Here is a 26517-nt window from a genome sequence, read left to right on the forward strand (position 1 = left end):
GAAAGTTGAGCCGCGCGCAATTCCCCGCATCTCAAGGTTGGCTCTCGTTCAAGCGTTGATCATCACACGACTCCGGACGTGGGTGGTCTACGGGACGGACTGCGCGGCAACCGCCGGTTGCGCGATCTTTGCCGGGTCGCGACGGCCGGTGCGTGTGGCACCGATCCCCGCGACGATGACCAGCAGGATGCCAAGAATCGCGGCCGGGCGCGGGACCTGGTGGAGGATCAGCAGCCCGACGACCATCGCGATGGCCGGCTCCAGGCACATCAACGTGCCGAACGCCGCGGTGGTCAGCCGTCGCAGCGCCAGCAGTTCGAGGCTGAACGGGATCACCGGCAGCAGCAGCGCGAGCGCGAATCCTATGGCCAGCACCTGCACGTCCATGCGTCCGATCACCTCCGGGCCCACCACCAGCGTTGCGGCCACCGCCGCGACGGGCATGGATATGGCCAATGCGCCGATGCCGTCTACCGCGTCCCCGGCGCGCTGGGTGAGCAGGACATAGGCGGCCCAGCAGACCGCGCCGCCGAGTGCAAAAAGCACGCCGGCGGGATCTGCGGCACCGTGCCAGGGCTCGGTCAGCCCGAGCACTCCGGCGGCGGCGACCAGCGCCCACCAGCGCCCCGCGCCGCGGCCCTGGATGATGGCCACGGCCAGCGGCCCCATGAATTCCAGGGCGCTCGCGGTACCCAGGGGTATGGTTTCCACCGCCTTCATGAAGCCCAGCGTCATGCCGGCGGTGGCCAGGCCCAGCAGCGCACAGATCCCCAGCGTGGCACGGGTGAATTTCATCCTCCAGGGCCGGGCGATGGCCACCAGGATCACCGCGGCCCAAGCCAGGCGCAGCCAGGCGACACCCTCGGAGCCCAGGGTCCCGGCCAGGCCTATCGAAGCCGCCAGGCCCAGCTGGACGCAGCCCATCGCGGCAAACGCCATCATGGAGCCAACGCCGGCGGTCTTGCCTGCGGATGCGTGTGTTGAAGTCATTGACCCAGTAGAGCCGAGGCAAGTCATCCATGTCCACGCGAGAATCATCAACATATCGTCCAGGATTCCTGCACAATGGAGATCATGGATACCCGGCGCCTGCAATACCTCTACGAACTTGCCCGCATGGGCTCGATGCGGGCCGTCGCAGACGTTCTGGGAACCACCACTTCGACAGTCTCCCAGCAGATCGCGCAACTCTCGAGGGAAACCGGCGCCCGGTTGCTGGAACCCGACGGGCGCGGGGTCCGGCTCACCCCGGCCGGCCGACGGCTGGCCGAGCACGCGCACACCATCCTCGGCGCCATCGATGCGGCGAGGCTCGACCTGGATCCCGCCGCCGAGCCCTCGGGCACACTGCGGGTGGCGGGGTTCGCGACTGCGATCCGCACCACGCTGATGCCCATCATCAAGGAGCTGGCCGAGCATCATCCTCGGGTGCGGATCGTGGTGTTGGAGCACGAACCGGCCGAGGCGCTGAAGCTGCTGGCCGCCGACGACGTAGACCTGGCCCTGACCTACGACTACAACCTGGCCCCGGATTCGGCCGGTCCCGGCGTGGAAAGGCTGGACTTGTGGAGCACGCCGTGGGGCCTGGGTGTGCCCAGCGGCGATGCGGAAGGCTTCACGGCTGCGCCCGATGCGCCGGACGTGTTTTCCGCCTTCCGCGACCGGGACTGGATCGGGAACTCTCGCAACATCGCCGACGAGACGGTGCTGCGGCTGCTGTCCTCGATGGCCGGGTTTGCCCCGGCCATGCGCCACCAGGCCGACAGCCTGGACTTGGTCGAGGACCTGATCCTGGCCGGGCTCGGGGTGGGGCTGCTCCCGGAAAACCGCCCGCGGAAGGAAGGGATCGCCATCCTGCCGCTGCGCAAGCCGGACCTGCGGCTGCGGTCTTTCGCCCGGACCCGCGCCGGGCGCAGCGCCTGGCCGGCCCTCGGGCTGGTGCTCGGGCGGATGAACCAGGGCAGGTAGCCGGACAGGTCGGTCACCAGAGGCCGCGCCAGGGGGCCGGCCCGCTTGTAACCGGGAGCCACTCGGGCCAGACTCGAGGATACGCAAGATGCCCGCACGGCCGAGAGGAGCCCTCGAGATGTCGCACCACAAGCACCCCAAGCACCCGGTGTATCCCGGCGAGCTGCCCCCGGCGCTGGCCCGCGAACACGCCCGGGTCTTCGAGGCCGCCGTCGAGGCAGGCCGGCGGGCCGGGCGGAAAGCCGCCAAGAAGAAGCTGAAGCGCGCGGCACGGCACGGCGGCATCACGCTTTCCAAGGCGTTGCGTGACGCGACGTTGCGCGACGCCGAGAAGGCCGGAGGCAGGGCCGCCTACGCCGCGGCCACCAAGGCGCTGCGCAAGGCACGGCCCCGTGCACTGCCTCCGCTGCCGCCGGCGCCGGGCGCCGAACCGCAGCACGCGGTTGCGGTTGCCGGGCCAGCCCCTGCCGATACCGCGGCGCCGGTCCGCACCCGGGTGCGCGGTTCGCAGATCGTGCTCGAGGTGCTGCGCACCCAATGGCTGAGCCAAAGCATGGTGCGCATTGTTGCCGGCGGCGAGGGTTTTGCCGACTTCGAGTCCAACGGCGCGGCCGACCAGCACGTCAAGGTGCATTTCGCCAACCCCGCCCTGGGATTGGTCCCGCCCTATGAGATGCGTTCACTGCGCGGGCGCCTGGCCCGCGAGGACCTGCCGGTCTCCCGCTCATACACGATCCGCAGCCATGATCCGGCGGCCCGTGAAATAGCAATCGACTTCTTCGTCCACGGGACCGACGGCGTCGGTGGCTCCTGGGCGGCCGGGGCCAAATCGGGCGACCTGCTGGTGCTTTCGAAGTCCAAGGGCAAGTTCCGCCCGGATGCCGGGGCGGAGCAGCACCTGTATGTCGGGGACGAGTCCGCCATCCCGGCCATCGCCGCGGCCCTGGAAATGTTGCCGCGCAACGCCGTGGGCCAGGTGATCTTGGAGGTCGATTCCGCGCAGGACGAGTTCGAGATCGACCGGCCCGCGGGCATGGCACTGCATTGGGTCCACCGCTCGGGCGAGCCCTCCGCCACCAGCACCATGCTGGCCAATGCCCTGCGCGACCTGCCGGCCGCCCACGGCCAGGTGGAGATCCTGGCGTTGGGAGAGCGTTCCGCCACGCAGGAGATCCGTCGCCTGCTTTCCCACTGGGACCTGGACCAGCGCCGGATCACGACCTCCAATTACTGGACGCCGAGGAAGGCCAAGCGGGCGTGGCGCACGCTTCCGATCGGCAACCCCGGCTCGCCGACGGAGTAAACGCACCCCGGAGCAGTGGTGCCCCTGGCCACAGGCGGTAAGGGGCACCGCCGACGGCGGAACGGGGTCAGGACCTATCGCGGCAAACCGCGGGTTGCGGCCCTGGTTCCCGTTGCGCACCACGGTTTTCTTGGCAACTCGCCGCAGTGCGACGAAGCGGCCGTCATCAGCCGACGGGCTGGAATGCCGCTCGTCCCTGCATCGCGGAGGAGCCCAGGTCGCCCTTGGGCAGTTCGGCTCCGCCCTCGACGGACTGCGCCCAGGCGTCGGTGGTGGCGACGGTGGCGAAGTTGGAGTGCAGCAGCACCATCAACGTCTCGTGCAGCTGCTGCGCACCGACCTGGCCTGACTCGTTCGCCAGGTGGATGGCGCCGCTGGCGTCGGAGAGCATTTCCACGCCGAAGCCCAGCGGCTCGGCGGCCGCCGCGGTGGCCAGGTCGCAGTTGTTGGTCATGTATCCGACCACGGTGATGGTCTCGACGTCGTTTTCCCGCAGCCAGGCTTCGAAGTCGGTGCCGGCAAAGACGCTGGCGTAGCTCTTGACCAAGTGCTTCCACGAGTCCTTGCGGCGGGAGGCGATCTCCGGGTGCAGCTTCCAGCCCTCGGAGCCCTCGGCGAACACCGGTGCCCCGGCCGGGTACTGGTGCTGGACGACGGCTATGGGCATGCCCTTTGCGTCGGCCAGGTCGATGGCCCGGGTGATGTTGGCCAGGGATTCGTTGCGGTCCGGGTACTGGATCGCGAGCGGTCCTTCCTCGGCAAAGTAGTCGTTCTGCACGTCGATGATGACCAGTGCGCGGCGCAGTTCAGCCATGGTGGGCTCCCATTCGTGGTGTTTGGTTGGTCATCCCAGCATGGCACCGTGCCCTCGGGTACAGTGAGTGGCGTATCTGCACATCTTCGATGGAAACGGGCCAAACTGAAGATCGCCATCCATGCCTTTGACGGAATCACCATGTTCCACCTCGCGACCCCGCTGCTCGTCTTTGGCGAGGTCTCCCGGCTGGGCCTGGCCGATGACTGGACCACCGAGGTCTTTAGCGAATCGGGGCATCCGGTGCGCAGCGCCGAGGGCTACGTAATTGGCGAGGTCTCCGGACCGAAGGTTGCCGCCGATGCGGACCTCTTGGTGTTTCCGTCCTGGCTCTCGGAGCTACCCGACCCGTCCGGGGACCTGCTCCGGCTGGTCCGCGATTCCCACGGACGCGGCGCCGCGATCGCGGGGCTGTGCCTGGGCGCCTACCCGGTCGCGCGCAGCGGCGTGCTCGACGGCCGCACGGCGGTCACACATTGGGGTGGCGCCAAGGCGGTGGCTGCCAAGCCACATGCCGTGGAATTCAACGACTCCGCCCTCTACATAGACCACGGCGACGTGCTCACCTCGGCCGGCACCGCTTCCGCCCTTGACGCCTGCCTGCACATCGTGCGCACGCACCTGGGCTCGGCGGCCGCCGCGGCGGTGGCGCGCCAAATCGTCGTTGCGCCCCACCGGGACGGGGACCAGGCGCAATACATTGCCCGCCCGCTGCCGGATCCCGACTTGGACGGGCCGCTGGGCAGGACCATCCAATGGGCGCTGGCAAACCTGGACCAGGACCTCGAGGTGGAGAGTCTTGCGGCGCACGCCACCATGAGCAAGCGCAACTTCACCCGCAGGTTCAAGGAGGTCACCGGGCTTTCTCCGGCGCGCTGGGTGCTGGGCCGCCGGCTCGACGACGCCCGCCAATTACTCGAAACCACCAATTGGAGCATCGCCCGCATTGCCGAGTCGTGTGGCTTCGGCAGCGCCGTGACGTTCCGCCAGAACTTCATCGCGGCCTACGCCACGACGCCGACCTCCTACCGGACCCGCTTCACCAGCCGCTGAGCCGCAGAAACTCGCGGCCGAAGGCACATCGAACCGTGGCTCACCGGGCCGAGGCGGCATCCGCTTCGCGGCGCCGGTTGGCCAGTTGCAGTCCGGCGATGGACCCGGCGTAAAGCAGCGCGGGCAGCAGTGCCCAGCCCCAGTCGCCGGGGAACACCTCGAAGGCCTCCGCCGTGGCCCCGCCCATGTTGATCCAGGCCGACAAGGGGACCGAGAGCGCCCAGGCCAGTCCCACGGCAAGCATGCAATTGCGGCAGGAGGAAAACCCGAGGAACCTTGCCCCCAGCGCGCTGAACACCGCGGCGAGCACCACGAAGCTGAACACCACCAGAAGCAGGGTGTTGACCAGGCGGAACTCGTGCAGTCCCCCGGCGCCGTTGGAGACCAGGACGGCCAGGATGAGGGCCGTCAACACCCCCGAGAGCCCCATGCCCAGGAAGTTCGCCTGCTTCCAGTTCATTGCCGTCCCTTCCTGCCCGCAGCCCGACTTCGGCGGGATCAAGATTGTCGCGCACCACCTCGTTGTGGTGCGATGCGCGGGACGAGCCCGCGCCGTACAAGCATATAGTAAAGCGCTTGGATAAAGCGACCGACAAACCGGTCCAGGGTTAAAAGACCGGGCCGCCTCGGCACCACCGTGTTCCTCCAACATGTTCACTGACCAAAGAGAGCGTTGGAAAAACCGGGGGAAGCCGGGGCGGCCCGGAAGGGTGTGGCGGCGGGTGTTTAGACCTCGCCGCGGCGGATCAGCTTGCCGTGCGGGGTCTTGAAGTCGACCTCGACGCCGCGCACGAAGGTGCGGCTGACCTTGCCGGCCAGGACCTTGCCCTGGTACGGGGAAATCGGGTTCTTGTGGTGCAGCTTGTCCACGTCGACCACGAAGCTGTCCTCCGGCCCGAAGAACGCGAAGTCGGCGTCGTTGCCCAGCGCGATGGCGCCCTTGTGGTGCAGGCCGGCGATTTCCGCCGGGCGCTTGGACATCCAGTTCAGCACGGTCTCGAGCTTGATGCCGCGGCGCTTGGCCTCGGTCCAGATCAGTGCCAGGCCCAGCTGCAGCGAGGCAACCCCGCCCCAGGCCACGCCGAAGTCGCCGTTCTCGACGTCCTTCAGGTCGATGGTCGAGGGCGAGTGGTCCGAGACGATGCAGTCGATGATCCCGTCTTCCAAGCCCTTCCAGAGCAGTTCCCGGTTGGAGGCCTCGCGGATCGGCGGGCAGCACTTGAAGGCGGTGGCGCCGTTGGGGATTTCCTCGGCCAGCAGCGTGAGGTAGTGCGGGCAGGTCTCCACGGTCAGCTTCACGCCGTCGCGCTTGGCCGATTCGATCATCGGCAGGGCGTCGGAGGAGGACAGGTGCAGGATGTGGGCGCGGGCCCCGGTCCAGCGGGCGCGCTCGATGACCTCGGCCACCGCGACGTTCTCGGCGCCGCGCGGGCGGGAGGCCAGGAAACGGTCGTAGTGGTCGCCCTCGGCGTTCGGGGCGCGGTCGATGGCCCGCGAATCCTCGGCGTGGACCAGCATCATCGAGTCGAAGGACACGATCTCGGTCATGTCCTCTTCCATCTCGTCGGGTTCGAGGTAGGGGAATTCCTCGACGCCCGAGTGCAGCAGGAAGCACTTGAAGCCGAAGACGCCGGCGTCGTGCAGCTCGCGCAAATCGGTCTTGTTGCCCGGGATGGCACCGCCCCAGAATCCGACGTCGACGAACGCCTTGGGCCGTGCGGCTGCCTGCTTGAGTTCCAGTGCCTCGACGTTGACGGTCGGCGGGATGGAGTTCAGCGGCATGTCCACCACGGTGGTCACGCCTCCGGCGGCGGCTGCCTTGGTGGCGGACTCGAAGCCCTCCCACTCGGTGCGGCCGGGCTCGTTGATGTGCACGTGGGTGTCGACCAGTCCCGGGATCAGGACCTGCTCGGCGGACAGCTCGATGACCGTGGCGCCGGCAAGGTTGTTGCCCAGGGGCTCGATGGCGACGATCTTGCCGTCGCGGACCCCGATTTCGCGCGCGACCGTGCCGGCGCCGGTGACGATCTGCTCGCCGCGGATCACCAGATCGAAGTCGGTGCCTGTGTTTGCTTCCGGTGACGGCGTGCCTGCCTCGGTGAGCTCGGTGTTGCCCATGATCGCATCCTTACATCTCGTGCATTGGAAAATGGTGGTTGGGGAAAGAGTAGCCCGGCCCTAGGTGTTGGCCGCGTGGGCGGCCAGGAATTCCTCGGCCAAGAGGGTTGCCGCCCGTTGCACAAGAGATCCACCCTCACTCATGCAACGGGCAACATCTGGTTCCAGCTCGAGCAGCGATCGTACCGCGGTGAAGCCCGCGGATGTTGCCTGCTCGGTGGAAAGTTGGTTGCGTCCACATATGGCGTAGACGGGAATGCCGCGGGCGGCGGCCAGCTGGGCGACGCCCACCGGAGTCTTCCCCTCCAGCGACTGGGTGTCCAGGCTGCCCTCGCCGGTGAACACGGCGGCCGCGCCCTCCAGCGCGCCCTCCAGCCCGGTCAGTTCCAGCACCACGTCGATGCCGCGGCGCCGGGTGGCGTCCAGCACCGCCAGCGCGGCGAAGCCCACGCCGCCGGCCGCCCCGGCACCCGGGGACGCCGCGATGCCGGCGATGCGCTGCCCTCCGAGTGCGGCACCCAGGCCCTGCGCGAAGCGGCCCAGCGCCGCGTCCAGCTCGATGACCTGGGCGTCGCTTGCGCCCTTTTGCGGGCCGAAGACGAAGGCCGCGCCATTGGACCCAGTCAGCGGGTTTTCCACGTCGGCCGCCAGCGTGAAGGTGGTCGCGGCGATCCGCGGATCCAGCCCTGACAGATCGACCCGGTGCAGGGTTCCCAGCGGTCCGCCGCCGCGGGCCACCTCGTGGCCCGCGGAATCGAGCAGCCTCGCGCCGAGCCCCTGGAGCATGCCGGCGCCGCCGTCCGTGCAGGCGCTGCCGCCGACGCCCAGGATGATCTCGGTGGCCCCGGCGTCCAGCGCCGCGGCGATCAGCTGGCCGGTGCCCAGGCTGCTGGCGCCCATCGCGTCCTTCACCCCGCCGGCCAGGCGGTCGAGGCCCGAGGCCTCGGCCATCTCCACGATGGCGGTGTGCCCCTTCAGCCCGAAGGCCGCACTGACCGGTTCCCCGGTGGGGCCGGAGACCTGCGCGTGGTGCTGCACGAAGCCGCATTCCAGGGCGGCGGCGAGGGTTCCCTCGCCGCCGTCCGCGACGGGCACCGTGAGAGTGCGCGCCTGCGGCAGCGCCTGGCGCAGCCCGGCACTGATCGAGGCGGCAACCTCCGCGCCCGTGAGAGTTCCCTTGAACTTGTCCGGTGCCACAACGATCAGCATTGCGTGTTTCTTCCCTTTGTCTGCTTGCCTAGGCGGATGCGCCGGCGTGGGCGCCTTCGAATGCCGCCAACGGAGTCAATGCCGTCGGCGCGTCCGCTGCCGCGTCGGCCAGGTCCTCGAACTCGTTCACTGCATCCAGTTCAGCACCCATGGCAATGTTTGTCACACGCTCCAGGATGACCTCCACGACCACGGGCACCTGGAACTCGGCGGCCAGGCGTCCGGCCTCGGCGAAGCCCTCGGCCAGCTTGGAGGGATCCTCCACGCGAACCGCCTTGCAGCCCAGGCCCTCGGCGACCTTGACGTGGTCCACGCCGTAGCCGTTGGTTTCCGGGGAGTTGATGTTCTCGAAGCCCAGCGAGACGTGGTAATCCATCTCGAAGGGGCGCTGGGACTGGCGGATCAGGCCCAGGTAGGAGTTGTTGACCACCACGTGGATGTAGGGCAGCTTGAACTGCGCGCCGACGGCCAGCTCCTCGATCATGAACTGGAAGTCGTAGTCCCCGGAGAGGGCGACGACGGTGGAGTTCGGCTTGCCGCGCACCACGCCCAGGGCCGCGGGTCCGGTCCAGCCCAGCGGGCCGGCCTGGCCGGCATTGATCCACTGGCGCGGGCCGTAGACGTGCAGCATCTGCGCACCGGCGATCTGGGACAGCCCGATGGTGGAGACGTAGGTGGTGTCGCGGCCGAAGGCCTCGTTCATTTCCTGGTAGACGCGCTGCGGTTTGATCGGCACGTTCTCGAAGTTGGTCTTGCGGTGCAGCGTGCCCTTGCGCTCGGTGCACTCCTCGGCCCACGCCGAGTAGTCCGGCAGGGTTCCGGCGGCCTTGCGGTCCTGGGCGGCGGCCAGCAGCTGGTCGATCGCCGCCCCGGCGTCGGAGATGATCCCCAGATCCGGGGAGAAGACCCGGCCGATCTGGGTGCCCTCGATGTCGATGTGCACGAACTTGCGGCCCTTGCGGTACGTGTCCAGCCCACCGGTGTGGCGGTTGGCCCAGCGGTTGCCCAGGCCCAGCACGAAGTCGGAGGCCAGGAAGGAGACGTTGCCGTAGCGGGTGTGGGTCTGGATGCCGACCATGCCCGACTGCAGGCGGTGGTCATCGGGAATGGCGCCCCAGCCCATCAGGGTCGGGGAGACCGGGATGTTCAGCAGCTCGGCCAGCTCGACGAGCTTTGCCGAGGCGTTGGCGTTGATGACTCCGCCGCCGGCAATGATCATCGGGTGCTTGGCGGCGACCAGCAGGTCCAGGACCTTCTCGGCCTGGCCGCGGGTGGCGGCCGGCTTGTCCGGGACCAACGGCTCATAGGCGTCGATGTCGAATTCGATCGCGGCCATCTGCACGTTGATCGGCAAATCCAGCAGGACCGGGCCCGGGCGTGCCGAGCGCATGATCTGGAAGGCCTTGGCGAAGTAGCCCGGGACCAGGCCCGGCTCCAGGACGGTGGCGGCGAACTTGGTGACCGGCTTGGCGATGGACTCGATGTCCACGGCCTGGAAGTCTTCCTTGTGCAGCTTGTCGGTCGGCGCCTGTCCGGTGATGCAGAGCATCGGGATGGAATCGGCGATCGCGGCGTAGAGGCCGGTGATCATGTCGGTGCCGGCCGGGCCGGAGGTGCCCAGGCACAACCCGATCTTGCCGGTGGCCCGGGAGTAGCCGTCGGCCATGTGGCTGGCGCCCTCGACGTGGCGGGCCAGGGTGTGGCGGATGGTGCCGCGGCGCTGCATGGCCGAGTACAGCGGGTTGATTGCCGCCCCCGGCAGCCCGAAGGCCTCGGTGGCGCCTTCCTTTTCCAAAATCAAGACAATTGCATCAACGACGCGCATTGTTGCCATGTTGTACTGCTCCTTGTATCAATTCCGGTCGCCGGCAGGGCCTGGCGGCGGGAAGGGTGTGAAGTTCGGGTGGGCCCCTGTGCGCGCGGCGGATGCCGCGCGGCGGTCCGGGTGGTGTGGGCGGCGCGTTTCCCGCAGGGAAGCGGTCCGGCGCCGTCGGTGCGTGGGGCTAGTTGGCGGCCACTGGTTCGGCCGGCACGTCTGCGGACCCGCTGAGGCGTTGTACGCCGCGGAAGAGCCCGGAGTGGTCAAGCGCGCCGTCGCCGCTGGCCACGGTGGAGGCCACGAGCTGGGCGACGAGTGCACCGAGCGGAAGCACGACCCCGGCCTCGCGGGCCGCGGAGGTCACGATGCCCATGTCCTTGTGGTGCAGGGCCAGGCGGAAGCCGGGCTCGAATGACCTCTCAAGGATCTTCTGGCCTTTCTGGTCCAGGACCTTGGAGCCGGCAAGCCCGCCGCCGAGGACCTCCAGGGCGGCGTCGGTGTCCACGCCGTAGGCCTCGAGGAAGACCACGGCCTCGGAGAGGGCCTGGATGTTGGCCGCCACGATCAGCTGGTTGGCCGCCTTGACGGTCTGGCCGGATCCGGCCGGGCCGACCAGCACGATGGTCTTGCCCACGGCGTTGAAGACGGCCTCGGCAGCGGCAAAGTCCGCCGGCTCGCCGCCGACCATGATCGACAGGACGCCGCCGATCGCACCGGCCTCGCCGCCGGAGACCGGGGCATCCAGCGGGCGGATGCCGGCGGCCCGGGCCTCGTCGGCCAGGCGGGCGGCGACGTCGGGACGGATGGAGGAGTTGTCGATCCACAGGGCGCCGGCCTTGGCGTGGGCGAAGACGCCAGCCTCGCCGGTGACCACCGCTTCGACGTCCGCGGAGTCCGGGACCATGGTGATGACGACGTCGGCGCCTGCCACGGCCTCCGGGATGGAGCCCGCGCCCTTGCCGCCGGCGGCCACCAGTTCCGCGGTCTTTTCCGGGCTGCGGTTGTAGCCGGTGACCTCGAAGCCTGCCTTGGCCAGGTTGATGGCCATGGGCAGGCCCATGATGCCCAGGCCGATGAATGCGATTTTTTGCGTGTTCGACATGCCGTGCTCCTGAAAACTTGTGTGCTGGTGGCTTGGGCAATGGTGGCCCGGAAGGGTGGGATGCGGGTTAGGCGGACTGGCGGATGAGCCAGTTGAAGGCCTGCGCGTGGGCGGCCTTGTATTCCAGGGCGACGCCTCCGGCGTAGCCGAGGTCGCGGGAACGAGTGACCCATTCGCCCAGCGGGAGGGTGCCGGTGCCCGGTGCGCCGCGTCCCGGATCGTCGGCGATCTGGATGTGGCCGAATTCGTGGGCGTGGCCCTCGATCAGTGCGGCGACGTCGTCGCCGTTGACGGCCAGGTGGTAGAAGTCGGCCAGCAGCTTCACGTTGGAGGCGCCGGCGGCGTGGACCTTTTCCAGGACAAAGAACGCGTCGGCCGAGGTCTTCAGCGGGTAGGCCTCGGAACCGGAGATCGGTTCAAGCAACACCGTGCCGCCGATGCGCTCGACGCCCTGGGCGGCCGCGAGAAGGTTTTCGATGGCCAGCTTGTCCTGTGCCTGGCCGTCGAGGCCCGGCTGGCGGTTGCCGTACAGGGCATTGAAGCCCTTGCAGCCGGTCGCTTCGCCGATGCCGGCGACAACATCGATGTTGGCCAGGAACTCGGATTCGCGTCCCACCCAGGAAACCAGGCCGCGGTCCCCGGCCGGCATGTCGCCGGCGAAAAAGTTCAGGCCCTCGAGCGTGACGCCCGCGTCCTTGATCGAGGCGATGAAGGCATCGACCTCGGAGTCGGAGGGAACCGCGGAGGCAAAGGGCCACCAGAATTCAACGCTGTCAAAGCCGGCGGCCTTCGCCGCAGCGGCGCGCTCCAGGAGGGGCAGCTCGGTGAGCAGGATTGAACAGTTGACGGTGTAGGCCATCTTCGACTCCTTCATGGTTCCAACTTCCATATTGTGAAATATGTTTATTGCTTGACGAGAACTCTACCGAGTGGCCTGAGTCACTGTCAAGAAGCGCATCGCACCAGAATCCCCTCCGGGCGCCGCACCGTCGACAGCTTTCGGCACGCGACATGGGCGGGAGTGCCCAACTGCCACACCGTGGGCACTTCCACGGCGTTTCCACCAGACGAAAACTCTTTTCTTTTACGTGGAACCGTGCCATTATCGTTCAACGCAGTAATCCCCGTCACACCCCTTGTGGTGAAAGGTACGACCAGTCATGACCCATCCAGATGTGCGCACAGCGTCGTCCGTGCCAAGCGTGCCGTCGACAGAACTGCACGAACTGAACCCCCATGGGCTTAGCGCCTCGCTCTACAACAGCGACCTCGCTCCCACCACGAAGGCAGGCCGGACCTGGTCCAGCTACAGCATCTTCACGCTGTGGGCCAACGACGTCCACTCGCTTGGCAACTATGCGTTTGCGATCGGGCTCTTCGCCCTCGGCCTGGGTGGCTGGCAGATCCTGCTGGCCCTGGGCTTCGGCGCACTGCTGCTCTTCGGCCTGCTGAACTTCTCCGGATTCATGGGCGAGAAGACCGGCGTACCGTTCCCTGTCATGAGCCGCATTGCCTTCGGCATCCGCGGGGCACAGATTCCGGCACTGCTCCGTGGCGGCGTCGCCATCGCCTGGTTCGGCATCCAGACCTACCTGGCCTCCGTGGTCCTGGTCGTCATGGTCCTCGCCGTGGCCCCCGGGGCGTCAACCCTGAACGACAACCTCTTCCTGGGGCTGTCCACCCTCGGATGGGTCTGCTTCGTGGCCCTGTGGGCACTGCAGTTGGTCATCGTCAGCTACGGCATGGAAATGATCCGCAAGTACGAGGCCTTTGCGGGCCCGGTCATCCTTGTCACCATGGGCGCACTGGCCGTGTGGATGTTCATCCAGGCAGGCGGCTCGATCGCCTGGTCCACCGGTGACACCAAGACCGGTGCCGACATGTGGATCGGGATCCTCGGCGGCGGCGCCCTGTGGGTCTCCATCTATGCCACCTTCGTGCTGAACTTCTGCGACTTCACCCGCAGCGCCAAGTCCAAGGGTTCGATCGTGCGCGGCAACTTCTTCGGCATCCCGCTGAACATGCTCCTTTTCGGCCTGATCGTCGTGGTCCTGACCGGTGCGCAGTTCAAGATCGACGGCACCATCATCGACAGCCCCTCGGACGTCGTCGAGGCCATCCCGAACACCTTCCTGCTGCTGGCGGCCTCTGCCGCACTGCTGATCCTGACCATCGCGGTGAACCTGATGGCCAACTTCGTCGCCCCGATCTACGCGCTGACGAACCTGTTCCCGAAGCACCTGAACTTCCGCCGCGCCGGCATCATCTCCGGTGTCATCGGACTGCTGATCCTGCCGTGGAACCTGTACAACTCCCCCGCGGTCATCACCTACTTCCTCGGCGGCCTGGGCGCGCTGCTCGGCCCGCTGTTCGGCATCATCATGGCCGACTACTGGATCCTGCGCCGCTCCCGGATCAACATCCCGGACCTGTACCGGGCCAATCCCGAGGGCACGTATTACTTCACCCGAGGCGTGAACTTCCGCGCGATCCTCGCCCTGGGCGTCTCGGCCGTCGCGGCCCTGGTCCTGGCCTTCAACCCGGCGCTGCATGCCGTCTCGGCCTTCGCGTGGTTCATCGGCTCCGGCCTCGGTGCCGTCGTCTACCTGGCCATTGCCAAGCGCGGCCAGGCACACGAGGATGTCAGCGGCGAGCACATCGCCGTCGCCCCCACCCACTAGGGCACCTAACCCCTTCCTCAGATCCACCGCTACACAGGAGCATTCCCCCATGCGCATTCTGGTCCTCAACGTCAACACCACCGCGTCCATGACCCGGTCTATCGGCGACTCGGCCCGCTCGGCGGCCTCCCCGGGCACCGAAATCATCGAGCTGACGCCCAACTTCGGCGCGGATTCCTGCGAGGGAAACTTCGAGAGCTACCTTGCGGCGATCGCGGTGATGGACAAGGTCGTGAACTACACCGAACCGTACGACGCGGTCATCCAGGCCGGCTACGGCGAACACGGCCGCGAGGGCCTGCAGGAACTGCTCGACGTCCCGGTCGTGGACATCACCGAGGCCGCGGCCTCCACCGCGCAGTTCCTGGGCCACAAGTACTCCGTGGTCACCACGCTGGACCGCACGGTGCCGCTGATCGAGGACCGGCTGAAGCTGGCCGGGCTCACCGACCGCTGCGCCTCGGTCCGCGCCAGCGGGCTGGGCGTGCTCGAGCTCGAATCCGACCCGGAACGTGCGGTCGCCGCCATCGTGGAGCAATCCCGCCAAGCCGTGGAAAACGACAAGGCCGAGGTCATCGTGCTCGGCTGCGGCGGCATGGCGGAACTTGAGGCCAAGGTCGCCGAGGCGACCGGAGTGCCGATCGTCGACGGCGTGCGCGCCGCGGTGACCATCGCCGAGTCGCTGGTGCGCCTGGGCCTGAGCACCTCCAAGGTGCGCACCTACGCGACCCCGCGGCCGAAGGTCGTCACCGGCTGGCCGATCACCAAGGCCGACGTCAAGGCCGACATCAAGGTGGAGATCTCCTAGCTCCGGCACCGCAAGAGTCCAGGCATTGGCGTTCATTCCCGCCCGGGAATGAACGCCAATGCCTTTGTTGCGGCTCTGCCTTCCCCGAGCCATCGGCTTCAGCCCGCGCGCAACGCCCGCGGCTCGCGGATGCACAGGGCCACCAGCACCCCGGACGCGGCCCCGATCACCGTCTCCACGGCCCGGTCGGCCATGAGAACGGCGGGATCCGTCGGGGAGGCCAGGTGCGTCATCACCAGGATCAGCGGCGTAAAGAAGACCAGCGCCAGCCCGTAGTGTCGGGCCATGAACAGCTCGGAGGGAAACTGCAGCACGACCACCGCCAGCCCCAGGAGCATGATGGGAGGCTGCGGCAGCAGGATCAGTGCGGTCACCCCGACCCCGGCCAACGTTCCCACGACGCGGTGGATGCCGCGGACGATGCGCGCCCCGAGGGTCTCTGCGGCCAGCGGAACCGCGCCGGCGGCCATCGCCCAGTAGGGGTGCCCTATGCCCAGGAGTATCCCCGCGGCCCCGGCGCCGCCCACGGCCAGGACGTAGCGCAGGGCGTGGACGAGGATCGCCGGCGAGATGGCCGCTTCGACCGGGCGGACGGTGCCGGGCACCCAGCTCCGCGACCCCATCCACCCGACGAGCACGGCGAACAGTGCCGAACCAAGGCAAATGAGTGTGGCGCACCACCACGGGACCGCGAGCGGAACCGAGGCGCAGGCCCCCAGGGCGAAGATGCAGAAGAAGGGGCCGCCGGGCTTGAGCCTGTATTTGTCGGCAACGATCGAGACGACGCCCGCGACCAGCGCCTCGAGCGCCACCAGCGTCCACGGCCCGATATGCGCCGCTGCCAGGCCGATGCCGATCACGGTCCCGCCCACGAGCAGCACCGCGGCCTGCCCCTGGTGGATGACGCGCAGCTGGTGCGGCTCGTTCCTGCCGTACATGCCGACGAAGGCCCCGAATACCGCGTAGATGACCAGGTCCGGGCGGCCGGTTGCCAGCAGGGCCAGCGAGGGGACGGCAACACCCAGCGCCACGCGCCAGGCGGCCAGCCGGTCGCCCTGTGCCGGGCCCATGGCGAAGAACGCGCGGGACCCCAACGCGCCGAGGGCTCCACCACCGCCACCTGGTTCGGTGGCCCGTGGCCCCGCCATCCTTGCCATTGCGCCTCCCGCACCTTGGGGCACCGTGCCCCGGGGTCAACTGTGCGCGATACCGGTCATAAGCGTCAAAGAGACAATGACGATGCCCCTATAGGCACTGCCTATCGTGGTTTTTCGGCCGGGAGGTGCTCCAGGAACGTGAGATCGGTCGATTCCGCCACGGACAGCAAGGCGCGGACCAACACCGGAGCGGGGTCGCGGGCCAGGGTCACCAACCCGACAGGCACCGGGCGCCGGGGTTCAACCAACGGCACGGCCTGCAGGTTGGCCGGGATCCCGAAGACATGCAGCCAGGCCGCGGGCACGATCGTCGACCACGAGCCCGTCTGCACGTGCGCGAAGAGCGAGGCCACGGAGTCGGTTTCGAGCCGGGGCGCTGGAACGGCCCCCACCTCCGCAAAGACCTCGTCGATGCGTCGCCGGCCCTGCATGCTTGGGGCCAGCAGACACAGCGGCAGCGTCGCCGCCTGGGCCCAGGTCGCGGAGGACGCCGTCACGGCACCCCTGGAGGTCAGCAGCACATGGCGTTCCAGGTACAGCGGGAGCACGCGGAATTCCTCCGGCACCGGATCCTGGATGTAGGTGATGCCCGCATCGATCTCGAAGGACCGCAGCCTGCCCAGGACGTCCCCGGAGGTCAGGTCGGAGACCACCTGGACGCGGGCCCGGGGATGGAGATCGCAGAATGGCGCATTCAACAGCGACACCGCGATCGAGGCGGTCGGGATCGAGCCGAAGCGCAGCTGGCCGGAAACCCCGGTGCGCATGGCGGCGATCTCGTCGTTCATGGCGTCCCGGTCCGCGAGGATCCTGCGCGCCCAGCTGACGAGCTCTTGGCCCTCGGCGGTCAGACCCTCGAACTTGTTGCCCCGGCGGATCAGGGGAACATCCAGTTCCTTTTCCAGCTTCCGGATCCCCTCCGAGAGGGCGGGCTGGGAGACCGAGCAGGATTGGGCGGCACGCACGAAGTGCCGCTCGCGCGCGAGGGCGACCATGTACTCGAGTTGCCGGATGAACATGCCTCCGGTCTACAGCATCGCGTCCCGCCGCGCCACTTCCCCCGGCGGGGCGTCCCTTGGATGGCGTGCGGGCTCGAACCATCCCGCCCCCGCCCTGTGAGGTCATCTGCGACCGACCGCTACCCCTTTCCCCGTATCCCGGGGCATGATCGAATCGTGGAGATTCCCCTGGCCTCGATCCCGTCCGGAAGCATTCGCATGCGCGACGCGCGTTCCGAGGCGGTTCGCGAAGTGCATTTGCGCCCCTTCGAACTCGGCAACACCCATGTCACCGGCGACCAATGGGCGCAAGTCCAGGGGACGGACCCGATTGGCCGGCCGGGATCGAACGTTCCGACGCATCCGGTGACCTGGTTTGCTGCGGTGCGCTGGTGCAACGCCGCTTCCCGCCTGGCGGGGCTCGAGCCCGCCTACGCCTTCGGCACCGATACCGTCACCTGGAACGTGGCGGCCGAGGGCTACCGGCTCCCCACGGAAGCCGAATGGGAGTTTGGCGCCCGCGCCGGAACGAGCACCCCGACGCACGGGCCGCTGGCTGACATCGCCTGGACCTCGGCCGACGGCCTCGATGGCCCGCAAGCGGTCGGGCTCAAGCAGCCCAACGATTTCGGCCTGTTCGACATGATCGGTAATGCCTGGGAATGGTGCTGGGACTACGCGGATACCGCCCGCTACGGCGGCTACCGAAGCCTGCGCGGCGGCGGGTGGGACGACAAGGCCTGGAGCTGCCGGGCATCGGTGCGCCGCGGCAGCGCACCGGACGCCGTGCTGGAGGACGTCGGCTTCCGGGTGGCCCGCGGAGCGGTCGGCGAGCGCGGCGCGAGAGCCGCCCAGGGCTGGTCTGCCGAGGCCGATCGGCAACGCGCCGATATCCGCGGCCTGTTTCCCCTCGGCTGGACCCCGCTGCGGAGCCTGCTGCGCGACTGAGCGCGTGCCGACGGGCACCCGTTGCGCGGGCGTATACTTTTTCCCATGTCCATCACGATCTCGACCCAGCTGCCCCGCGGGCGTTCGGGGGTAGCCGGCGTCTTTTTCGCCGGCTCGAGATAGGGCTGTCCGCTTTCGGTGATTTTTTGCGCCCCCGTGGCGCGCCCGCATCCGCTGCAGGTTTTGTGCGCTTTCCTGCGCCCCTGCACCTGCGGATCACGTAAACCCACCCCGAACGTGCCCCCTCGCCCGCGCTGCGGCGACGAGGCGGCAAGACAGTCAGGACCTTTTCTCCATGCTCCCCCTCATCGAACAACAAATCCGCGCCTCCTTCATCAACGCCTCGCTGCGCGAGCGCAAGGCCATCACCCTCCCGGAAAACTTCGGCTCCCTGGACTGGGCCAACCTGGAATTCCTGGGTTGGCGGGATCCGAAACTGCCGCTGGTCGGCTACGTCGTCACCTCCCTGGGCGATGCAACCGTGGGCATCATGTTCCGCAAGGCCGAGGGCAAGATCCGCAACCGGGCCCAGTGCTCGTGGTGCGAAGATGTTGACCTGCCCAACGACGTGGTGTTCTTCAACGCCAAGGCCGGCGGTCAGGCCGGTCGCGACGGCGACACCATCGGCATGCTCGTGTGCGCCAACTTCGAATGCTCCGCCAATGTCCGCATGATGAAGTCGTTGCCGTACATCGGCTTTGATCGCGAGGCCGAAATGCACCGGCGCATCGCCGTGCTGCAGGAGCACGTGTTGAACTTCGCCAAGCGCGTGCGCGACGGCGAATAGCTCCCCCGGCCGGTCTCCCGCGAAGCGACGCAATCAGCCGCGGGAGACCAGCCATCCAAGAACACCGGGTTCCAGTTCCCGGTCGGCGAAAATGAGTCGCTGCACCGACTCGCGCCCCACCGCGGCCCGCGTCTTCTCCGAGGCTTCCCCCGTCCACTGAAGTTCCAGCCCGGCTTTCGCCGCCACCCGGGCGGAGGCGGGATTGGTGGAGAGCACCCGGGCGATGACCGGCACTTCAGCCAGCTTCTCCCCCGCGCAAGCCACGGCCGTGCGGGCAAGCTCGGAGGCAAACCCGTGGCCCCAGCAAGCCGGATCCAACCGGTAGCCGAGATTCCAGATCCTTCCTCCGGCCTCCGACTCGAAGAGGTGCACTCCCCCGGTGCCCAGCACCCGGCCCGGTTCCAGGCCCGGTATGGCGCAGCCCTCCCCCAAGCGCACGACCCAATGCGAGAGACCGTGCTCCCGCCAGCCGGTGCCAAACATCTCCAGCGTTGCCTCGACCCGTGCCGGATCGGTGCTCCGCGCTCCCGGGATGTGCGCCCAGGTGCGCGGGTCGCTGGCGATCGCGAAGACCGCGTCCCGGTCGGCGGGCACGGGTGGATCGAGCTGCAGCCTTGGTGTCCCGGGGTTCATCTCCGTCATGTCCCCAACCTATCGCGCGCCGCCGACACAAACAGGGTGCGAAGGGCCCCGCGCCCGGGGCCCGGGAAGACTGCTGCCTCCGGGAGCCCCCTGCATATGAGTCGATACCAGTTCGATATGTATGGGTTTTCGGCAACCGCGCCGGGCTGCCCGTTGGTAGGGTGGCCACATGATCAACTCCGCCCGCCTGCACTCGGACCTCTCCCGCCTCGGCCGCGAAACAAACATGCTGCTGGCCACCATCGAGACCCTGTCCGCCGAAGAATTGGCCGCCCCCTCGCTGTGCGAAGGCTGGAGCCGGGCAGATGTCATCGCCCACCTCGCCTCCAACGGCCGCTCGCTGGTCAAGCTCATCGACTGGGCCACCACCGGGGACGAGCAGCAGCTCTACGCATCGCCCGAGGCCCGCGCCGAGGAAATCGCGGCGCTCGCGGCCCTGCCCCGCGCGGAACTGGTCGAGAAGGTCCGCACGGCCGCGGAATTCTTCGCCGAGCAGTCCGAACGGCTGACCGGCGAACTCGCCGTCGAGGAAGTGGACCTGCACGGCAAGGTCATCCCCGCCACCTCCATCGTGGCGCTGCGCATCGCCGAGGTCGTCGTCCACCACCACGACCTGGACACCGCCTGGACCATCGAGGAAGCCGACCCGGATTCGCAGCTCAACGCAGTCGAGGCGGCGGTGCGCACCATGCGGGCCAAGGACGCCCCGGGCATGACCCTGGTGACCGAGGAAGGCGACGAATGGGTGATCGGCGACGGCGCCCTGCACGTGAAGTCCGACCGCGAGGGCCTGATCGAGTGGCTGGCGCGCGGCCAGGCGCGCTACATCGAGGCCGACGGCCCGCTGCCGGTGCTGCCCGCCTGGTAGGCCGCGGACCGCGCCAAGGCACGCAAAAGCCGGGTGCGGCGAATCCGCAGATGATTGGATTCGCACGCGCCCGGCTTTCGTTTTGCGATTTTACAAGGCGATCTGGCGGTTCTGGTCCTTGTAGAGCAGGTAGCGGAAGTTCGACGGTCCGCCGGCGTAGCAGGCCTGCGGGCAGAAGGCGCGCAGCGACATGTAGTCGCCCGCCTCCACCTCGACCCAGTCGGCGTTCAGGCGGTAGACGGCCTTGCCCTCAAGCACGTACAGGCCGTGCTCCATGACGTGGGTTTCGGCGAACGGGATCGATGCGCCCGGCTCGAAGGTGACGATGTTGACGCCGAAGTCGAAGGCCACGTCCTCGGGATCGAGCATCCGGGTGGTGCGCCACTTGCCGTCGGTTTCCGGCATGGCTCCGGGCTCGATGTCGCGCTCGTTGCCGAAGACCGGGCCCGGGGCGGCGACTCCGGCCAGGACCTCGTAGCGCTTGCGGATCCAGTGGAAGGTGGCCACCTCGACGCCGTTGTTGTGCGCCGACCACTTGGCACCTGCCGGGGCGAAGGCGAAGCCGCCCTCCTCCAGGGTCTGGGTCTGGCCGTTGATGCTCACGGTCAGGGAACCTGCGACCACGAAGATGAAGGACTGGACCTCGGCCTGCGGCTCCGGGTTCTCCGAGCCGCCGCCGGGGTTGACCTCGACGATGGACTGGGCGAAGGTCGTGGCGCCGCCGGCGACCGGGCGGTTCAGCACCCAGGCCCGGGTTCCGGTCCACTCCGGGAAGACCGAGGTGACGATGTCGCGCAGCACGCCGCGCGGAATGACCGTGTAGGCCTCGGTGACGATGGCGCGGTCACTGAGCAGGTCGGTCTGCGGCGGGTGCCCTCCGTAGTTCGTGTAGTAGCTTGCATCCGCACGAGTCTGGGTCTTAGGCATTCGAGTCCTCCGTCTGTGTTGCTCGCGCGAGCGCGATGGCTTCAAGGGTGGTCAGTGAAATTTCGGCCTGCGAGGTGATCTCCTCGGCGGTCAGCGCGCCGCAGACCAGCCCGCGGCGGATGAAGTTGGCCAGCGCCTTGGCGGTTGCCGGTTCATCCATGATGGCCGATTCGATCCGGTGCACGTAGTTGCGCAGGCGGACCGCGGCGGCGGCGAAGCCCTCGCGGTAGAAGGCGTAGGTCGCCAGGTAGCGGGTGGCCAGCTGGTTTTCGTGCAGGTCCCAGCCCTGGTAGATCCCGCGTTCCAGGTGGCGGCGCACCAGCCGGGCATGCAGCGCCCAGGCCGCCTGGACCTGTTCCGGGTCGCCGAGGGGCAGGATGTTGGTCGAGCCGTCGGACATGTGCACGCCGGTGCCGGCGATGGCCACCTGCATGACGTTCTTGGCGTAGTCGGCTGCCGGGTGCTCCATGGACTGGTAGGCCGCGGCGATGCCCAGCGAGGCCGAGTAGTCGTAGGTGCCGTAGTGCAGCGAGGAAACGCGACCCGCCCCGGCATGGATCAGCGCGGCCGAGGGCACGGTGCCGTCGGCAGCAAGGATCAGCTGCGGGGTTTCCATCTGGACCTCGAAGCGCAGGCGGCCGGCGGGCAGCCCGTGGGCGGCCTCCAGTTGCTCGCAGACGAAGACCATGGCCTTCACCTGGGCGATGGTGGTGACCTTCGGAAGGGTCAGCACCAGGCCCTGCGGGAGGTCGCCGGCGCGGGCCAGCGTGGAAACGAACAGGTCCAGGGTGCGCAGTCCGCGGCCCCGGGTGGGTGCCTCGAAGCACTTGAAGCGGATCCCGATGAACGGCGGGGCGACGCCCGCGGCAACGGCCTTGGCGACCTGCTCGGCGGCGGCAACCGCCGCGGCGTCCTCGGCTTCGTCGCCGCGGTCCCCGTAGCCGTCCTCGAAGTCCAGGCGCAAATCCTCGATGGGTTCGCTGCCCAGCTTCGCTGCAACCAGCGCTGCCAGCTCGCCGGGCTGCGACAGCCCCAGCTTCCCGGCAAGGGTTTCCAGTCCGGACACGCCGCCGGCCGCGGCCAGCGCCGCCGCTCCCCAGGCTGCTGGCAGCTCGGGGGTGAAGCGGTCGGCCGGGACGTAGGCGGTGTGGATCGGCTGGCGCACGCCGGAGTCGCCCGGGTAGCCCTTTTCGAGCAGCTCGTCGGTGGCCGCCAGGTCGCTGTCGACCTTGGCAAGGGCCGCGGCGTTCAGCACGCCCCGGATGCTCACTTGGACACCAATTCGGTGCTCAGCAGGCGGTAGGCCGGCAGGGTGAGGAAGTCCTCGAAGTCCTCGTCGCGGCCGGAGACCAGGCGGCCGATCAAATCGGCTGCCGGTGCGTAGTAGGCCTTGAAGGCCTCCTCGTCGTTGACCTCGGTACGCAGCTTGGCAACCTGGGTCTCCAGGGCCTTGGCGACCAGCTCGGCGGTGATGGTGTTGCCGGTGTCCGCGGCGACGACCTTGTTGTGGATCTGCTGCCAGATCTGCGAACGCGAGATCTCGGCGGTTGCCGCATCCTCCATGAGGTTGTGGATGGCCACCGCGCCGGTGCCCGAGAGCCACACGGCGGTGTAGGCCACGGCCACGTAGAGGTTGGTGTTGACCCCGGCCTCGGTGACCGAGCCCGGTGCGGAGGCGACGTCGAGCAGCTGTGCGGCGGTCACGTTGACCTCCGGGCGCTGGCGGTCGATCTGGTTCGGCTTGTCTCCCAGCACGGAGTCGAAGACCTCGACGCAGATTTCCACCAGGTCCGGGTGTGCGACCCAGGAGCCGTCGAAGCCGTCGTTGGCCTCGCGGGTCTTGTCCGCGCGGACCTTCTCGAAGGCGGCGGCGGTGACCTCGGGTTCGCGGCGGTTCGGGATGACCGCGGCCATGCCGCCCATCGCGAAGGCGCCGCGCTTGTGGCAGGTGGCGACCAGCAGTTCGGTGTAGGCGCGCATCATCGGGGCGGTCATCGCCACGTCGGCGCGGTCGGGCATGATGAATGCGTCGCCGGCCTCGCGGAAGTACTTGATGATGGAGAAGAGGTAGTCCCAGCGCCCGGCGTTCAGGCCCGAGGCATAGTCGCGCAGCTCGTAGAGCATCTCGTCCATCTGGAAGGCGGCCGTGATGGTCTCGATGAGCATGGTTGCGCGCACCGTGCCGTGTTCGATGCCCAGCTCGGCCTCGGCGAAGGAGAACACGTCGTTCCACAGGCGGGACTCGAGGTGGGACTCCATCTTCGGCAGGTAGTAGAACGGTCCCTGGCCCTTTTCCGCAAGCACACGCGCGTTGTGGAAGAAGTGCAGGCCGAAGTCGACCAGTGCGCCCACGGCCGGTGCGCCGTTGATGAGCACGTTGGCCTCGGGCAGGTGCCAGCCGCGCGGGCGGACCACGACGGTGGCCAGCGGCGCGTCGGTGCGCAGCGCGTAGGACTTGCCGTTGCCCGCATCCTCGAAGGACAGCGTGCCGGCGGCGGCGTCGGTGAGGTTTACCAGTGCATCGATGACGTTGTGCCAGGTCGGGGTCGAGGCGTCCTCGAGATCCGCGAGCCAGACCTTGGCGCCGGAGTTCAGCGCGTTGATGGCCATCTTGGCCGGGGTGGCCGGGCCGGTGATTTCCACGCGGCGGTCCTGCAGGGCCGCCGGTGCCGGCGCGACTTTCCAGTCGCCGTTGCGGATTTCGGCGGTGGCGGGGTCGAAGTCCAGGGTTCCGGTCTTGGCCACCTCGGCGCGCGCGGCGGTGCGCGCCTCGAGGAGCGTCTCGCGGGTGGAGGCGAACTTTTCGTGCAGCTTCTCCACGAACGCCAGGGCCTCGGGGGAAAGGATCTCATCGGCCTTGGCAACGGCCGGGGTGTGGGTCAGGGTGATGCTCATGGTGGTGGACCAGACTTTCTTGCTACTTGTTTTTCGCGGCCGCGGTGGCGACGGCCTCGGCGACGTCTGCGGCCACATGCGGGTCGAAGACGGACGGAATGATGAAGCCCGGGTTAAGTTCATCTTGGCTTACGCGGGCGGAAATGGCATCGGCTGCGGCCAACAACATTTCGTCGGTGATGTCCGCGACGCGTGCATCGAGCAGGCCGCGGAAGAAGCCCGGGAATGCCAGCACGTTGTTGATCTGGTTCGGGAAGTCGGAACGGCCCGTGGCAACCACTGCTGCGTGGCGGCCGGCGGCGATGGGGTCCACTTCCGGGTCAGGGTTGGCCATGGCAAAGACGATGGCGTCCTTGTTCATGGCGGCGATGTCGGCCTCGTCCAGGACGTTCGGGGCCGAAACCCCGATGAAGACATCGGCCCCGGCAACCGCTTCCTTGAGCGTTCCGGTGAACTGCTCCGGGTTGGTGTTCTCGGCGAGCCATTGGCGGTGCGGGTCGGCGGAGACATCCGCGGCACTGATCGCTCCGTTGCGGCCTGCGGCAATGATGTTCTTTGCGCCGCGTGCGGCCAGCAGCTGGATGATGGCGTTGCCGGCGGCGCCGACGCCGGAGACGACGATGCGGACCTTGTCGATCTGCTTGCCGACCACCAGCAGCGCGTTGGTCAGTGCGGCCAGGGTGACGATGGCGGTGCCGTGCTGGTCGTCGTGGAAGACCGGGATGTCCAGTTCCTCGCGCAGGCGGGCCTCGATCTCGAAGCAGCGCGGGGCCGCGATGTCCTCGAGGTTCACCCCTCCGTAGACCGGGGCAAGGGCCTTGACGATCATGATGATTTCTTCGGTGTCCTGGGTGTCCAGGCAGACCGGCCAGGCGTCGACGTTGGCGAACTGCTTGAACAGCGCTGCCTTGCCCTCCATGACCGGAAGGGCAGCGGCCGGGCCGATGTTGCCCAGGCCCAGGACGGCCGAGCCGTCGGTGACCACGGCGATGGTGTTGCGCTTGATGGTGAGGTTGCGGGCATCCTCGGGGTTCTCTGCGATGGCCATGCACACGCGGGCCACACCCGGGGTGTACGCCCGGGAAAGGTCGTCGCGGTTGCGCAGGGCGACCTTCGGGACGACCTCGAGCTTGCCGCCCAGGTGCATGAGGAAGGTGCGGTCGGAAATATTTCGGACGGTGACGCCTTCTAGCTCGTTCAGCGCGTCGCGGACGATCTGCCCGTGGTCGGCGTCGGTGGTGTTGCAGCTGACGTCGACGACCATGGTGTCGTGGCCGGACTCGGCCACATCGAGTGCCGTGATGGAGCCGCCCGCGCGGCCGACCGCGGCAGCCAATTCGGTGGTCGCCGTAATGGAGACGGGCGTTTCAACACGCAACGTCACTGAGTAGCCTGGGCTTGGAACAGCCATTTCGTCCTCCTATAAATGTTTCCGTATAGTGGATACTATTATCTACGCAGTGAAATTACAAGCCTACTTGTGGACTACGTCACTAGATTTTCCGCGAAAACTTCCGGATTGCGGAAAAGTGGGCCCCGGCTCCGGTAACGTAAGGCCTAACAACCCACCCGTTTGGGGGATCGCCGGACCGGGAATCCCCTTCCGCGCACCACCGACATCAGGAGCCCCTCCATGGCCGAAGCAAAGACGACACCGGGCGTCCAGTCCGTCGAGCGCGCCTTCGAGCTGCTCGAACTCATTGGCCGGGCCGGCGGAGAGGCCGCACTGAGCGAACTTGCCGTGGACACCCCGCTTCCGCTGCCCACCATCCACAGGCTGCTGCGCACCCTGGTCGGGATCGGCTACGTCCGCCAGCTGAACAACCGCCGCTACGCCCTTGGCCCGCGCCTGATCCGCCTCGGCGAGGTCGCCAACCGCCAACTGGGCGCCCTGTCCACGCCCATCCTCCAGACCCTGGTGAACGAACTGGGCGAATCGGCCAGCATCGCGGTGCTCGACGGCGACATGGTCACCTACATCTCCCAGGCCCAGTCGCCGCACGCAATGCGCATGATCACCGAGGTCGGACGCCGCTCCTCGCTGCACGGCACGAGCGTGGGCAAGGCCATCCTGGCGGTGCTGGACAACGACCGGGTCCAGCGGCTGGTCAACCAGGCCGGCATGCCCGCCCACACGCCCAAGACCATCACAACCATGCACCAGCTCTTCGACGAGCTCGAGGCGGTCCGCGCCCGCGGATACGCCATCGACGAGGAAGAGCAGGAACTGGGCGTGCGCTGCCTGGGCATGTCGGTCCCGGGCGCGCCGACGCCGATGGCCATCTCCGTCTCCGGGCCCGTCACCCGCGTCACCGACGAGTTCACCTCCCGGGCCATACCGCACCTGCGCGCGGCCACGGCCCAGCTTTCCGCGGCCCTGGCCGTCACCACGGGCTAGCGCCGGCAACGGCACGGCAAGG

At 68.1% G+C, this 26517-nt stretch carries 24 protein-coding genes; 9 read left to right on the forward strand and 15 right to left on the reverse strand.

The genetic code is table 11. From position 1 onward, the window contains the following. Nucleotides 1-87: 87 nt before the first annotated feature. Nucleotides 88-990, reverse strand: a complete 903-nt coding sequence (locus FPY90_RS13695) for an EamA family transporter (RefSeq protein ID WP_498681639.1) — start codon at nt 988-990, stop codon at nt 88-90. An 84-nt stretch (nt 991-1074) separates the two neighbouring features. On the opposite strand from FPY90_RS13695, the gene FPY90_RS13700 reads away from it, so the two are divergent. Both FPY90_RS13700 and FPY90_RS13705 read left to right on the forward strand, forming a co-directional pair. Continuing rightward, a complete protein-coding gene (locus tag FPY90_RS13700; RefSeq protein ID WP_498681641.1) occupies nt 1075-1968 on the forward strand; it encodes a LysR family transcriptional regulator in 894 nt (297 codons plus the stop codon). Nucleotides 1969-2086: 118 nt separating this feature from the next. Further along, nucleotides 2087-3271, forward strand: a complete 1185-nt coding sequence (locus FPY90_RS13705) for a siderophore-interacting protein (protein WP_498681643.1) — start codon at nt 2087-2089, stop codon at nt 3269-3271. A 166-nt stretch (nt 3272-3437) separates the two neighbouring features. On the opposite strand, the gene FPY90_RS13710 is transcribed toward FPY90_RS13705, so the two are convergent. Beyond that, nucleotides 3438-4085 carry an isochorismatase family protein gene (locus FPY90_RS13710; protein WP_498681644.1) on the reverse strand — a complete coding sequence of 216 codons (648 nt, stop codon included), beginning with the start codon at nt 4083-4085 and terminating at the stop codon, nt 3438-3440. Nucleotides 4086-4226: 141 nt separating this feature from the next. Between FPY90_RS13710 and FPY90_RS13715 the strand changes: the two genes are divergently transcribed. Further along, nucleotides 4227-5138, forward strand: a complete 912-nt coding sequence (locus tag FPY90_RS13715; protein WP_498681645.1) for a GlxA family transcriptional regulator — start codon at nt 4227-4229, stop codon at nt 5136-5138. Between the two features lie 40 nt (nt 5139-5178). On the opposite strand, the gene FPY90_RS13720 is transcribed toward FPY90_RS13715, so the two are convergent. From FPY90_RS13720 to FPY90_RS13745, 6 genes are all read right to left on the reverse strand, one after another. Beyond that, the gene (locus FPY90_RS13720; protein WP_071213716.1) at nt 5179-5598 is read right to left on the reverse strand and encodes a hypothetical protein; all 420 of its coding nucleotides are present in this window, start codon (nt 5596-5598) and stop codon (nt 5179-5181) included. Nucleotides 5599-5864: 266 nt separating this feature from the next. Beyond that, the gene (gene allB / locus FPY90_RS13725; protein WP_071213715.1) at nt 5865-7256 is read right to left on the reverse strand and encodes an allantoinase AllB; all 1392 of its coding nucleotides are present in this window, start codon (nt 7254-7256) and stop codon (nt 5865-5867) included. Nucleotides 7257-7316: 60 nt separating this feature from the next. Further along, on the reverse strand, nt 7317-8465 hold the full coding sequence (locus FPY90_RS13730; protein WP_498681647.1) for a glycerate kinase: 1149 nt from the start codon (nt 8463-8465) through the stop codon (nt 7317-7319). A 28-nt stretch (nt 8466-8493) separates the two neighbouring features. Then, complete coding sequence (gene gcl / locus FPY90_RS13735) at nt 8494-10299, reverse strand: glyoxylate carboligase (RefSeq protein ID WP_498681649.1); 1806 nt, start codon at nt 10297-10299, stop codon at nt 8494-8496. A 169-nt stretch (nt 10300-10468) separates the two neighbouring features. Continuing rightward, the gene (locus FPY90_RS13740; RefSeq protein WP_498681651.1) at nt 10469-11386 is read right to left on the reverse strand and encodes a 2-hydroxy-3-oxopropionate reductase; all 918 of its coding nucleotides are present in this window, start codon (nt 11384-11386) and stop codon (nt 10469-10471) included. A 67-nt stretch (nt 11387-11453) separates the two neighbouring features. Then, entirely contained in the window at nt 11454-12245 is a 792-nt protein-coding gene (locus FPY90_RS13745) for a hydroxypyruvate isomerase family protein (RefSeq protein ID WP_498685591.1), read from the reverse strand. A gap of 301 nt (nt 12246-12546) precedes the next feature. Between FPY90_RS13745 and FPY90_RS13750 the strand changes: the two genes are divergently transcribed. Then, the gene (locus tag FPY90_RS13750; RefSeq protein WP_498681653.1) at nt 12547-14067 is read left to right on the forward strand and encodes an NCS1 family nucleobase:cation symporter-1; all 1521 of its coding nucleotides are present in this window, start codon (nt 12547-12549) and stop codon (nt 14065-14067) included. A 49-nt stretch (nt 14068-14116) separates the two neighbouring features. After that, nucleotides 14117-14875: an aspartate/glutamate racemase family protein gene (locus tag FPY90_RS13755; protein WP_498681655.1), complete on the forward strand. Its 759-nt coding sequence runs from the start codon at nt 14117-14119 to the stop codon at nt 14873-14875. Nucleotides 14876-14973: 98 nt separating this feature from the next. Here FPY90_RS13755 and FPY90_RS13760 read toward each other — a convergent pair whose 3' ends face one another. Both FPY90_RS13760 and FPY90_RS13765 read right to left on the reverse strand, forming a co-directional pair. Then, entirely contained in the window at nt 14974-16032 is a 1059-nt protein-coding gene (locus tag FPY90_RS13760) for an FUSC family protein (RefSeq protein WP_498681656.1), read from the reverse strand. A 101-nt stretch (nt 16033-16133) separates the two neighbouring features. After that, nucleotides 16134-17051, reverse strand: coding sequence for a LysR family transcriptional regulator (locus FPY90_RS13765; protein WP_498681657.1), 918 nt, complete (start codon nt 17049-17051; stop codon nt 16134-16136). A 153-nt stretch (nt 17052-17204) separates the two neighbouring features. Here FPY90_RS13765 and FPY90_RS13770 point away from each other — a divergent pair, with 153 nt between their 5' ends. Next, nucleotides 17205-17978, forward strand: coding sequence for a formylglycine-generating enzyme family protein (locus FPY90_RS13770; RefSeq protein WP_498685593.1), 774 nt, complete (start codon nt 17205-17207; stop codon nt 17976-17978). A 295-nt stretch (nt 17979-18273) separates the two neighbouring features. Next, a complete protein-coding gene (locus tag FPY90_RS13775; protein WP_498681658.1) occupies nt 18274-18765 on the forward strand; it encodes an FBP domain-containing protein in 492 nt (163 codons plus the stop codon). Nucleotides 18766-18798: 33 nt separating this feature from the next. Here the strand turns inward: FPY90_RS13775 and FPY90_RS13780 are convergent, their stop codons facing one another. Then, a complete protein-coding gene (locus FPY90_RS13780; protein WP_498681659.1) occupies nt 18799-19407 on the reverse strand; it encodes a GNAT family N-acetyltransferase in 609 nt (202 codons plus the stop codon). Nucleotides 19408-19576: 169 nt separating this feature from the next. Between FPY90_RS13780 and FPY90_RS13785 the strand changes: the two genes are divergently transcribed. After that, the gene (locus FPY90_RS13785; RefSeq protein WP_071213708.1) at nt 19577-20275 is read left to right on the forward strand and encodes a maleylpyruvate isomerase family mycothiol-dependent enzyme; all 699 of its coding nucleotides are present in this window, start codon (nt 19577-19579) and stop codon (nt 20273-20275) included. Nucleotides 20276-20365: 90 nt separating this feature from the next. On the opposite strand, the gene FPY90_RS13790 is transcribed toward FPY90_RS13785, so the two are convergent. From FPY90_RS13790 to FPY90_RS13805, 4 genes are read right to left on the reverse strand one after another with little or no spacing between them, the layout of a single operon-like run. Further along, nucleotides 20366-21202 carry a bifunctional allantoicase/(S)-ureidoglycine aminohydrolase gene (locus FPY90_RS13790; protein ID WP_498681661.1) on the reverse strand — a complete coding sequence of 279 codons (837 nt, stop codon included), beginning with the start codon at nt 21200-21202 and terminating at the stop codon, nt 20366-20368. Beyond that, nucleotides 21195-22472, reverse strand: a complete 1278-nt coding sequence (locus FPY90_RS13795; protein ID WP_498681664.1) for a DUF6986 family protein — start codon at nt 22470-22472, stop codon at nt 21195-21197. Before FPY90_RS13795 ends, FPY90_RS13790 begins: the two co-directional genes overlap by 8 nt. Continuing rightward, a complete protein-coding gene (gene aceB / locus FPY90_RS13800) occupies nt 22469-24097 on the reverse strand; it encodes a malate synthase A (RefSeq protein WP_498681665.1) in 1629 nt (542 codons plus the stop codon). The genes FPY90_RS13795 and aceB overlap by 4 nt, the downstream gene beginning before the upstream one ends. A 22-nt stretch (nt 24098-24119) precedes the next feature. Then, nucleotides 24120-25508, reverse strand: coding sequence for an NAD-dependent malic enzyme (locus tag FPY90_RS13805; RefSeq protein WP_498681667.1), 1389 nt, complete (start codon nt 25506-25508; stop codon nt 24120-24122). 222 nt (nt 25509-25730) lie between these two features. Between FPY90_RS13805 and FPY90_RS13810 the strand changes: the two genes are divergently transcribed. Beyond that, on the forward strand, nt 25731-26495 hold the full coding sequence (locus tag FPY90_RS13810) for an IclR family transcriptional regulator (protein WP_071213703.1): 765 nt from the start codon (nt 25731-25733) through the stop codon (nt 26493-26495). The last annotated feature ends 22 nt before the right edge of the window (nt 26496-26517 follow it).

Origin of the sequence: Arthrobacter sp. C2 (genome assembly GCA_024207135.1) — a bacterium.
Lineage (GTDB): Bacteria > Actinomycetota > Actinomycetes > Actinomycetales > Micrococcaceae > Paeniglutamicibacter.

Bases quoted from the DNA above. Each gene is read 5' to 3' on its own strand.
- FPY90_RS13695 (WP_498681639.1), bottom strand. From the start codon at position 990: ATGACTTCAACACACGCATCCGCAGGCAAGACCGCCGGCGTTGGCTCC.
- FPY90_RS13700 (WP_498681641.1), top strand. From the start codon at position 1,075: ATGGATACCCGGCGCCTGCAATACCTCTACGAACTTGCCCGCATGGGC.
- FPY90_RS13705 (WP_498681643.1), top strand. From the start codon at position 2,087: ATGTCGCACCACAAGCACCCCAAGCACCCGGTGTATCCCGGCGAGCTG.
- FPY90_RS13710 (WP_498681644.1), bottom strand. From the start codon at position 4,085: ATGGCTGAACTGCGCCGCGCACTGGTCATCATCGACGTGCAGAACGAC.
- FPY90_RS13715 (WP_498681645.1), top strand. From the start codon at position 4,227: ATGTTCCACCTCGCGACCCCGCTGCTCGTCTTTGGCGAGGTCTCCCGG.
- FPY90_RS13720 (WP_071213716.1), bottom strand. From the start codon at position 5,598: ATGAACTGGAAGCAGGCGAACTTCCTGGGCATGGGGCTCTCGGGGGTG.
- allB (WP_071213715.1), bottom strand. From the start codon at position 7,256: ATGGGCAACACCGAGCTCACCGAGGCAGGCACGCCGTCACCGGAAGCA.
- FPY90_RS13730 (WP_498681647.1), bottom strand. From the start codon at position 8,465: ATGCTGATCGTTGTGGCACCGGACAAGTTCAAGGGAACTCTCACGGGC.
- gcl (WP_498681649.1), bottom strand. From the start codon at position 10,299: ATGGCAACAATGCGCGTCGTTGATGCAATTGTCTTGATTTTGGAAAAG.
- FPY90_RS13740 (WP_498681651.1), bottom strand. From the start codon at position 11,386: ATGTCGAACACGCAAAAAATCGCATTCATCGGCCTGGGCATCATGGGC.
- FPY90_RS13745 (WP_498685591.1), bottom strand. From the start codon at position 12,245: ATGGCCTACACCGTCAACTGTTCAATCCTGCTCACCGAGCTGCCCCTC.
- FPY90_RS13750 (WP_498681653.1), top strand. From the start codon at position 12,547: ATGACCCATCCAGATGTGCGCACAGCGTCGTCCGTGCCAAGCGTGCCG.
- FPY90_RS13755 (WP_498681655.1), top strand. From the start codon at position 14,117: ATGCGCATTCTGGTCCTCAACGTCAACACCACCGCGTCCATGACCCGG.
- FPY90_RS13760 (WP_498681656.1), bottom strand. From the start codon at position 16,032: ATGGCAAGGATGGCGGGGCCACGGGCCACCGAACCAGGTGGCGGTGGT.
- FPY90_RS13765 (WP_498681657.1), bottom strand. From the start codon at position 17,051: ATGTTCATCCGGCAACTCGAGTACATGGTCGCCCTCGCGCGCGAGCGG.
- FPY90_RS13775 (WP_498681658.1), top strand. From the start codon at position 18,274: ATGCTCCCCCTCATCGAACAACAAATCCGCGCCTCCTTCATCAACGCC.
- FPY90_RS13780 (WP_498681659.1), bottom strand. From the start codon at position 19,407: ATGACGGAGATGAACCCCGGGACACCAAGGCTGCAGCTCGATCCACCC.
- FPY90_RS13785 (WP_071213708.1), top strand. From the start codon at position 19,577: ATGATCAACTCCGCCCGCCTGCACTCGGACCTCTCCCGCCTCGGCCGC.
- FPY90_RS13790 (WP_498681661.1), bottom strand. From the start codon at position 21,202: ATGCCTAAGACCCAGACTCGTGCGGATGCAAGCTACTACACGAACTAC.
- aceB (WP_498681665.1), bottom strand. From the start codon at position 24,097: ATGAGCATCACCCTGACCCACACCCCGGCCGTTGCCAAGGCCGATGAG.
- FPY90_RS13805 (WP_498681667.1), bottom strand. From the start codon at position 25,508: ATGGCTGTTCCAAGCCCAGGCTACTCAGTGACGTTGCGTGTTGAAACG.
- FPY90_RS13810 (WP_071213703.1), top strand. From the start codon at position 25,731: ATGGCCGAAGCAAAGACGACACCGGGCGTCCAGTCCGTCGAGCGCGCC.